Annotated in this window: 5 protein-coding genes and 2 pseudogenes; 2 read left to right on the top strand and 5 right to left on the bottom strand. The window is 70.6% G+C overall.

Annotation, left to right across the window (positions count from 1 at the left end):
• Positions 1–438 (bottom strand): annotated as a pseudogene (locus tag ABZY11_RS02985) (hypothetical protein); the annotation flags it as partial.
• A 312-nt stretch (positions 439–750) separates the two neighbouring features.
• Between ABZY11_RS02985 and ABZY11_RS02980 the strand changes: the two are divergent.
• Positions 751–2,298, top strand: a complete 1,548-nt coding sequence (locus tag ABZY11_RS02980) for a VWA domain-containing protein (RefSeq protein ID WP_356477414.1) — start codon at positions 751–753, stop codon at positions 2,296–2,298.
• On the opposite strand, the gene ABZY11_RS02975 is transcribed toward ABZY11_RS02980, so the two are convergent.
• On the bottom strand, positions 2,232–3,461 hold the full coding sequence (locus ABZY11_RS02975; protein ID WP_356477413.1) for a HAMP domain-containing sensor histidine kinase: 1,230 nt from the start codon (positions 3,459–3,461) through the stop codon (positions 2,232–2,234). The genes ABZY11_RS02980 and ABZY11_RS02975 overlap by 67 nt on opposite strands.
• Positions 3,458–4,111, bottom strand: a complete 654-nt coding sequence (locus ABZY11_RS02970) for a response regulator transcription factor (protein WP_356477423.1) — start codon at positions 4,109–4,111, stop codon at positions 3,458–3,460. The genes ABZY11_RS02975 and ABZY11_RS02970 overlap by 4 nt, the downstream gene beginning before the upstream one ends.
• 148 nt (positions 4,112–4,259) lie before the next feature.
• Here ABZY11_RS02970 and metG point away from each other — a divergent pair, with 148 nt between their 5' ends.
• A complete protein-coding gene (gene metG / locus ABZY11_RS02965; protein WP_356477412.1) occupies positions 4,260–5,873 on the top strand; it encodes a methionine--tRNA ligase in 1,614 nt (537 codons plus the stop codon).
• 76 nt (positions 5,874–5,949) lie between these two features.
• On the opposite strand, the pseudogene ABZY11_RS02960 reads toward metG, so the two are convergent.
• Positions 5,950–6,531 (bottom strand): annotated as a pseudogene (locus tag ABZY11_RS02960) (Uma2 family endonuclease).
• 71 nt (positions 6,532–6,602) lie between these two features.
• Complete coding sequence (locus ABZY11_RS02955; protein ID WP_356477411.1) at positions 6,603–7,430, bottom strand: L,D-transpeptidase family protein; 828 nt, start codon at positions 7,428–7,430, stop codon at positions 6,603–6,605.
• Positions 7,431–7,474: the final 44 nt, after the last annotated feature.

Genomic DNA, 7,474 nt, shown 5'->3' with positions numbered 1-7,474 from the left:
TCCGCAGGCGCCCTCCCACTCGGCGGGCCGATTGGCCTGCTCCATCAGCTCGGTGAGGCCCTGCTTGGGCAGCGCGTCGTCCAGCTTGGTGACGAGACCGGAAATATCGGTGCCCTTCACCAGCTTGAAGTCGGCGGCCCGGCCGGGGACGGGAGCGGCGGCGAGAGCGGAAACGCCCGGGGCGGCGGAAGCAGCCGAGTTGCCGGTTGCTGCTCCGGCTCCGGCGAAGTCGTCCTGTTCTGCCTCGGATTCGTTGTCGAAACCGTCGTCCGGCATTCCCTCGTTGCCCGGTACGGGGTCGTCGGCGGCCCGCACCGCGGACGGCGGCGCGGACGCCGGAGCGGCAGCGGCGCCGGCCGCCGGAACGAGGCCGGAAAGCATCGCCCCGGCCCCGACGGCGCAGGCGACAAGACGTGTTCTACGAGATGGTTTTCCCATGTGGGAGCCCTTCTTGGCAACGCAGGCAAATAACGGACAACGGTGTGCCTGACTTTGCGTCAGGCACACCGTCCGTTCACGCTAACAAGGCAACTCGGGACCGAGTACGCACATTTGAACGACGTACATCAGGCCCGCACGGCATGCGCACAGGACTCGTTCAGGGCTCGGTTGCGGCTCAGTTCTCACATGGGCGGGCCGCGCCACCGAAGGGCCGGATCCGGCCGCTAACCTTACGTATCCGCCCTGGCCAGGGATGAATCCCGCAGGTCGGACATTTCTCGCACCCAACTCACGCGAAAGGCCTCGCCCATGGGCATTCGGAGCTTGCTGCGCAAGGTGTTCGGCCGTGACCGCGCGGAGCAGGACGCGCCGACGGCCACGGTCCCGCCCCAGACCGAGCGCACCGCGCCCGCGGAAACGAAGCCGGCCACGGTGGACGAGCCGGCCGCGGAGACGGCCCCGGTGCTCGAAACCGCCCCACCCGCCAAGGCTTCGGTCCCGGCCCCCGCCTCGCCCCGGTCCGTCGGTGACGACAGCGGCCTGGCCTCGGACCTGGTGGCGGCCGCCTTCGACAAGGCGTCCATCCCCACGGTCCCGGCACAGGGTTCGGCCCCGAAGCCGGAATCAGCGGCGGCGGTGAAGGCGGAAGCTACGGAGCCGGAGCCGGAGGCTGTGAAGCCGGAACCAAAGGCTGCGGAGCCGGAGGTCGCAGAGGTCGTCGAGGCTGAGGAGGCCGTCGAGACTGCCGCCGAGGTGGAACCGGCCCTCGCGGAGGCGAAGCCGGAGCCCGAGCCGGTGGCCGCCGAGGCCGAACCGGAGCCGATCGAGGCCGAGGTCAAGACCGAGCCCGAGCCGGAGCCGGAGCCGGTCAAGACCGAGGTCAAGACCGAGCCCGTAGCAGCCAAGACCGAGCCGGAGCCCACGCCGGAGCCGGTGGCCGCCGAGGCCGAACCGGAGCCGATCGAGGTCAAGGCCGAGCCCGAGCCGGAGCCGGTCAAGGCCGAGGTCAAGACCGAGCCGGAGCCGGAGCCGGTCAAGGCCGAGCCCACCGCCGAGCCGGTGGCCGCCGAGGCCGAGCCGGAGCCCGCTCCGGTCGCCGAGCCGGTCAAGGCCGAAGCCCAAGCCGAGCCCACCCCGGAGCCCGAGCCCGAGTCCGCCCCCGCCCCCAAGCCCGCGCTCACCCTCGCCAAGGTCAAGTCGCGCGCTCCCGGGCTCGTCGACTCGTACAAGGCGGCTCAGGCCGGGCTGAAGACCCACGGGCTGACCGGGCTGCGCGCCACCGTCTACCTGGTCCTCGACCGCTCCGGCTCCATGCGCCCGTTCTACAAGGACGGCAGCGCCCAGCACCTGGGCGACCGCACGGTGGCACTCGCCGCGCACCTGGACGAAAGCGCGACCGTCCCCGTGGTCTTCTTCTCGACGGACATCGACGGCACCGGCACGGTCGGCCTCGCCGACCACGAGGGCCGGATCGACGAGCTCAACGCGGGCCTCGGCCGCCTCGGCCGTACGAACTACCAGCGCGCCGTCGAAGAGGTCGTCGCGCACTACGAGAAGTCGGACGCGACCGGCCCCGCCCTGGTGATCTTCCAGACGGACGGCCCGCCGGACGCCAAGCAGGCCGCCAAGCAGGCGCTGGCCGACGCGGCGCGGCTGCCGCTGTTCTTCCAGTTCGTCGCGTTCGGCGAACAGGACGCCAAGGGCTTCGACTTCCTGCGCAAGCTGGACGCCCCGAACGCCGGGTTCTTCCACGCGGGCCCCGCGCCCCGGGAGGTCGCGGACACCACGTTCTACCGCGAGGTCCTCGCCGCGCTCCCCGCCTGGATCGCGGCCCGCGACACAGCGGCCGACGCCTGATCCACCGGCAGACGTACGGTCACGGCGAGCCCGCCCTCGGGGCCCGGCACCGCCGTGACCGTACCGCCGTGCGCGACGGCGATGGAACGCACGATCGATAGGCCGAGCCCCGACCCGCGCCCCATCCGGTCCTTGCCCTCACCCCGCCGGAACGGCTCGAACAGCCCGGGAATGTCCGCCGCGTCCACCACCGGACCGGTATTGCGGACCTCCAGCAGCGCCCCGCCGCCGGCCGTCACCAGTGACACGTCCACCGTCCCGTCCGGCACGTTGTACGTGACGGCGTTGGCCAGCAGATTCGCCACCAGCCGCGTGAGCAGCAGCCGGCTCCCCCGCACCGTGCAGGGCCCGGTATCGGTCTTCGCGCCCGGGTGCCGGGCCGTCTCCTCCGCCACCACCTGCGCGAGATCCACCGCCTCCCGCTCGCCCTCGGCGAGCCCCCGCTCACTGCGCGCCAGGACCAGCAGGCCCTCGATGAGCCGCTCGCTGCGCCGGTTGTTGTCCAGGAGCGTCTGCCGGGTCCGTACGAGATCCTCCGGGGACGGGTCGTCCAGACCGATCTGGATCGCGGCCCGCTGGGTGGCGAGCGGGGTCCGCAGCTCGTGGGAGGCGTTGGCGATGAACCGCCGCTGGCTGTCGAACGCCTTCTCCAGCCGGGCCAGCAGCGCGTCGAGCGTGTCGCCGAGCTCCTTCAGCTCGTCGTCGGGGCCGCTGGACGCGATCCGCTCGTGCAGATTGTGCTCGGAGAGCCGACGCGCCTTCGCGGTCATGGCGTGGACGGGACGCAGCACCCGCCCCGCGGTCCACCAGCCCACGCCGACCGCGCAGGCCGTCATGACGAGCAGCGAGGCCGCGGACCACATGAGCAGCTGATGACCGGCCGCGTCGCTGACATGGTCGGTGAGGTCGTAGACGGTGGGCGGCCCGAGACTCCGCCGGGTGACGAGAGGACCGTTCACCGCGTAGCCGGGCTGGACGACCGCGGCCGTGCGGGCGATGTCGCGCGCCTGGGAGTCCGTACCGGCGCGGGAAGCGAGGTTGACGGTGGCGAGCAGCGCCGTACCGAGGATCAGGAACACCCCGCCGTACACGAGCGCGATCCGGGTCCGGATCCTGGAGTGCTGGACGTGCGGAACCCGGCGGAGGCGCGAGGGCCGCCTCACAGGGCATACCCCACGCCCTGCACCGTACGGATCAGCGCCGGTTCGCCGAGCTTCCCGCGCAGCTTGCTCATGCAGACCCGCACCGCGCCGGTGAAGGGATCGGCGTTGGCGTCCCAGGCCCGCTCCAGCAGCTCCTCGGCACTGACGGTCCCGCCGTCGGCCTCCAGCAGCAGCTGGAGCACCGAGAACTCCTTCGGCGAGAGGTCCAGCTCCCGCCCCTCCCGCGAGGCCGTGCGCCGTACGGTGTCGAGCCGGATGCCGTGCCGTTCCAGCTGCGGCGGTACGGGGCGGGCGCTGCGCCGCCGCAGCGCCCGGACCCGCGACACCAGCTCGGGGAACTCGAACGGCTTGCCCAGATAGTCGTCGGCGCCGAGGTCGAGCCCGGCGACCCGGTCCTCCATGGAACCCGCGGCGGTGAGCATCAGGATCCTGGTCCGGGAGCCGGAGGCGACGAGCCCGCGCGCCACGTCGTCGCCGTGCACCCGCGGCAGGTCGCGGTCCAGGACGACGACGTCGTAGTCGTGCAGCCCCAGGTATGCCTGGGCGGCATCACCGCTGTACACCGTGTCGACGGCGAACCCGGCCCGCCGCAGCCCGGTGGCGACCAGCTCCGCCAGGATCTCCTCGTCCTCGGCGACCAGTACCCGCATCGTGATGTCCCCTGCCTCGTGCATGCGTGTCCACTCCCTCCCAGGATGCGTCTTTGTTACGGGAAGGGATGTTTCGCAAAGGTCTCCGCGCCCGTGGCCGGGTTTATCGGTGTGAGTTGATCTCCCACAGGCCGTTAGGATTTCGACCATGGCGGCCACTGGATCCGAGAAGCAAGGGGGCGACGGCGTGAAGAGTTTCTACGTATCGACCCCCATCTACTACGTCAACGACGCTCCTCACCTGGGCCACGCCTACACGACCGTCGCAGGCGACGTGCTCACCCGCTGGCACCGCCAGCGCGGCGAGAAGGTGTGGTACCTCACCGGCACGGACGAGCACGGTCAGAAGATCATGCGCACTGCCGAGGCGAACGACGTCACCCCGCAGGAGTGGTGCGACAAGCTCGTGGAGGAGGCGTGGAAGCCCCTCTGGGAGCACCTGAACATCGCGAACGACGACTTCATCCGTACGACGGAGAAGCGCCACACCGACCGGGTGCAGGAGTTCGTGCAGGACCTGTACGACAAGGGTGAGATCTACAAGGGCGGCTACGAGGGCCCGTACTGCGTGGGCTGCGAGGAGTACAAGCTCCCCGGCGACCTCATCGAGGACGAGGCCGGCGTCAAGCTGTGCCCGATCCACAAGAAGCCGGTGGAGATCCTCAAGGAGGAGAACTACTTCTTCAAGCTGAGCGCCTACGGCCCGAAGCTGATGGAGTTCTACGCGAACAACCCGGGCTTCATCCAGCCCGAGTCCGCCCGCAACGAGGTCGTGAACTTCGTCAAGCAGGGCCTTCAGGACCTCTCCATCTCCCGCTCGACCTTCGACTGGGGCGTCCCGGTGCCGTGGGACGAGAAGCACGTCATCTACGTGTGGGTCGACGCCCTGCTGAACTACGCCACGGCGGTCGGCTACGGCGCCAACCAGGAGAAGTTCGACGGGACGTTCCCCGCCAATGTGCACCTGGTGGGCAAGGACATCCTGCGCTTCCACGCGGTGATCTGGCCCGCGATGCTGATGGCGCAGGGTCTGCCGCTGCCCGGAAAGGTCGCGGCCAACGGCTGGCTGATGGTCGGCGGCGAGAAGATGTCGAAGTCGAACCTGACGGGCATCAAGCCGCAGGACCTGACCTCGCACTTCGGCGTGGACGCGTACCGCTGGTACTTCCTGCGGGCGATCGCGTTCGGCAGCGACGGCTCGTTCTCCTGGGAGGACTTCTCCGCCCGCTACACCTCCGAGCTCGCCAACGACTACGGCAACCTCGCCTCGCGGGTCGCGGCCATGGTCGGCAAGTACTTCGGTGGGGCACTCCCGGAGGCCACCGCATCGGGTGACGCCGAGAAGGCGGTCCAGGAGGGTCTGGCCAAGGCCGTCGCCACGGCCGACGAGAAGATCGGCGAGGAGCTGGACTTCCAGGCCGGCATCCTGGCGATCTTCGACTTCGTGAAGCAGGTCAACGGCTACATCACGGAGCAGGAGCCCTGGAAGGTCGCCAAGGACACGTCCCCCGAGGGCCAGGCCCGCCTCGCGACGATCCTCTACACGGCCGCCGAGTCGCTGCGCGGTGTCGCGGTCCTGCTGAACGCCGTGATGCCGGAGACCTCGCAGAAGCTGTGGGAGTCGCTGGGCGCCGAGGCGTCCCTGGGCGCGCTGTCCGACCAGCGCGTGCGGGACGCGGGCAGCTGGGGCCGGCTCCCGGCGGGCACGACGGTGACGAAGGGCGCGGTGCTGTTCCCGCGTCTGGAGGAGAAGGCCGCGTAAGCGGACCTCACGTACACACGGCGAAGGGCGGTCCCGCACTGTGCGGTCCCGCCCTTCGCCGTGCTGCTGCGTGTGGTCAGCGGACCCAGTTCTTCAGCGGCTCGGTGTCCGGCTCGATGCCCACCGGGTCGGGCAGTTCGACGGTCTTCCCGTACGGCACCGTCACCACCTGCTCGTACCGCACACCGTCGGGCTGCGAATGCATCTTGACCTCACAGGTGTCACGGTCGATGAGCAGATAGACGGGAATGCCGGTCTCGGCGTACGCGCGCGGCTTCTCGACCCGGTCCCGGCGATCGGTGTCCTCGTCGTACGAGGTGACCTCGACGACCATCAGGACGCCGTCGGGTCGGCCCACTCGCCCTGGCCGACGAAGGCGCCACTGTGTGCGAGCGCGCCGTCGGGCCGGGCGTTCCCCTTTCGGTACGTCTCGATGCGCAGCCCCTGTTCGGCGTGGAGCCAGCGGCCGGGATCAGCCTGCATGCACTGCCGAGTGAGCCACTCGATGATCCGCCCGTGATCCCCGTCCGGCACAGCCTTGACCCCCCAGTTTCCCGTTCACGAATTCCAGACGCAGCGCTTCTTCCGCGCGTGTGGCGTGACGGGCAAGGTCCTCGAAGACCTCCTGTGTCAGCACACCCTCGTCAGTCACGGCCATCACTGCCTCCTGGACCGGAAACGGGCTTCCTTCAGCGTACGGGCCCGCATCCCGGCCCGCCCGTACCCGATTCACCGCTCCAGGGCCTCCGCGTCCCCCATGACGACCACCGGCTTCTTCGCCGGGTCGAGGGTGCTCAGGAGTTCCCGCATCCGGTCCAGGGGGAGCGAGACGCAGCCCTGGGTCGGGCCGCCGTGGTCGACGTGGATCCAGATGCCGCCGCCGCGCTCCTGGCCGAGCGGGCGTGCCCCGTCCAAGGGGGTGACGCCGGGGGTCCGGTTGTAGTCGATGGCGACGACGTAGTCGAAGGACCCTTCGAGCGGCTCCCCGTCGAAGCCCTCGCCGCTCACCGAGAACATCGGGTTCCGGTCGTAGGGGAACGCCGTTTCGGGAGGGTCGAACAGGCCGCCCGCGTGCGTCAGCCCGTAGACCCCGACCGGGGAGCGGAGGTCGCCCTCCAAGTGCTCGTCGGTCCAGCCGTTCAGCCCGTTGTGGGCCGGCCAGCGGGTCGTGACGGGCAGCCAGCCGAGGGCCGGGTTGTCGCGGGCGTAGAGGACCGCGGTGGACAGGCTGGAGTCGTAGGCGTCGCCGGTGATGACGAAGACCTGTTTGGCGTCCGCCGGGATCGCGGCCCGGGTCTTCGGTCCCAGCGCGGGGATCTCGCGCGGCCGGACGACCGGCGCGTACGGCCCGGGGGCGGCCCGTCTCCGTGCCCGTTCGGCCGGTGGACCCGCGACACCGGCGGAAGCCGAGGCCGTCGCCCGGACGGCGGCGCTCTTGGTGGCGGCGGTGTCGGAGGTGTTGCCGCAGGCGGTGAGCAGCAGCAGCGCGGCAGCACAGGTGCCGGTGTGGACGGCGTACGGGGGACGCCGGACGGCCGACGGACGGGACGCGTACACGGGAACTCCTCAGCAGTCGTGGGGTGACGGCAGCACTGGCGAGC

Origin of the sequence: Streptomyces sp. NPDC006510 (assembly GCF_040611955.1) — a bacterium.
Lineage (GTDB): Bacteria > Actinomycetota > Actinomycetes > Streptomycetales > Streptomycetaceae > Streptomyces.
The sequence above is the reverse complement of the archived record's forward strand: the minus strand, read 5'-3'. Positions and strand labels throughout refer to the sequence as shown.